General features: G+C 57.9%; 1 protein-coding gene. It reads right to left on the bottom strand.

The genetic code is table 11. From position 1 onward, the window contains the following. Positions 1 to 324: 324 nt before the first annotated feature. A complete protein-coding gene (locus CF68_RS34510) occupies positions 325 to 1,350 on the bottom strand; it encodes an IS110 family transposase (RefSeq protein ID WP_035827991.1) in 1,026 nt (341 codons plus the stop codon). Positions 1,351 to 1,457: the final 107 nt, after the last annotated feature.

Raw genomic sequence — 1,457 nt, 5'->3', positions numbered from 1 at the left:
GAAATCGAGTAGGGTGAGGGGTCACCCCCTCAGCCCTCTCACATACATGGACGCCCCCGTTTTGTCAGGCCTTCATTGGCGATGGGGTCGATGATTGAGATTGCGGCCATACATCCGGACTGTTGAGAAGGCGACTATGGCGCCTTTGTCCCTGATGGAATCTGCTGATCGGGCTCTAATCACCACCTCGCGCTCGAAGCGCCTGTGACAGGGCAGAGTATTCCGATCCCGGTCCAACCTATCTTGCCATCACGTCGTGACTGCCCGAGCAACCTCCTGGGGGGAACGTTCTTTTACTAGACCGATCGGATTACGCGACCTCCTCTAAGACGATGCGTAATCCGATCGGAACGTACGGTCTTGTGTGAGCAGTGCCCAGGCGATTCGCGCATTCCTGTTGGCCACTGCCACCACGGCGATGTTCTTGTGGCGTCTTACCAACAGCCGACGGAGCCAGCCAGAGAACGCGTCGTTTTTGTTTGTGGCGTAACGAACGACGGCTCGTGCTCCGTGGACCATTAGCGTGCGCAAGTACGTGTCACCGCGCTTGGTAATGCCGAGCAGCAGCGGCTTACCTCCGCTCGAATGCTGCCTCGGCACCAAGCCTAGCCACGCAGCCAATTGCCGAGCGTTGCTGAAGCACTTGCCATCCCCGATCGAAGCAACAAGCGCACTGGCCGTGATCGGGCCGATCCCGGGAATCTCTGCCAGCCTCCGGCTGGCGTCATTGGCGCGATGCCAAGCTTTGATCTGGGTCTCGAGTTCTTCTACCTGTCGATCGAGTTCCTTTAGATGATCGATCAAGCGCTGGACCAACAAGCGGAACGAGCCCGGCAGTTCGTTGCTGGCATCTTCGATGAGCGCCGGCACGTGCTGGGCGATGTTTGTGATCCCCCGCGGGATTACGAGACCGAATTCCCCGAGCAGCCCGCGGATCTGGTTGGCCTGCGCAGTACGAGCGCGAACGAACCCTTGACGGGCACGATGTAGTGCAAGAACCGCCTGTTGGTCGATGTTTTTGACGGGCACAAATCGCATGTTCGGCCGTGCCACCGCCTCACAAATAGCCTCCGCATCGGCAACGTCGTTCTTGTTCGTCTTCACATAGGGCTTGACGAATTGAGGTGCCATGAGCCGTACCGTATGTCCGAACCCCTGCAGCTTGCGTGCCCAGAAGTGGGCGCTGGCGCAGGCTTCCATGCCGATCACGCAGGGCGGAAGTTTTGCAAAGAATGTGGGCATCTGGTGACGTCTTAGTTGCTTCGTCAATACTGGCTTGCCATGCTCGTTCACACCGTGGACCTGGAAGATGTTCTTGGCCAAGTCAATGCCGACTGTAGTAACGTTCATGATGACGCCTCCTTCGATGATGGTTGAGCTTCGAAGCACTTACCACTTTGGCACATCGATGCCGTTTCGGACGGGGGCGTCCATACCATTACCACCGTACGTGCGGT

Source organism: Cupriavidus sp. SK-4 (genome assembly GCF_000611125.1).
In the GTDB taxonomy this organism is placed as follows: Bacteria; Pseudomonadota; Gammaproteobacteria; order Burkholderiales; family Burkholderiaceae; genus Cupriavidus; species Cupriavidus necator.
Note: the sequence above shows the minus strand (reverse complement) of the source record. Positions and strands in the feature narration are given on the sequence as shown.

Coding starts and splice junctions, on each gene's coding strand:
- CF68_RS34510 (WP_035827991.1), bottom strand. CDS start 1,350: ATGAACGTTACTACAGTCGGCATTGACTTGGCCAAGAACATCTTCCAG.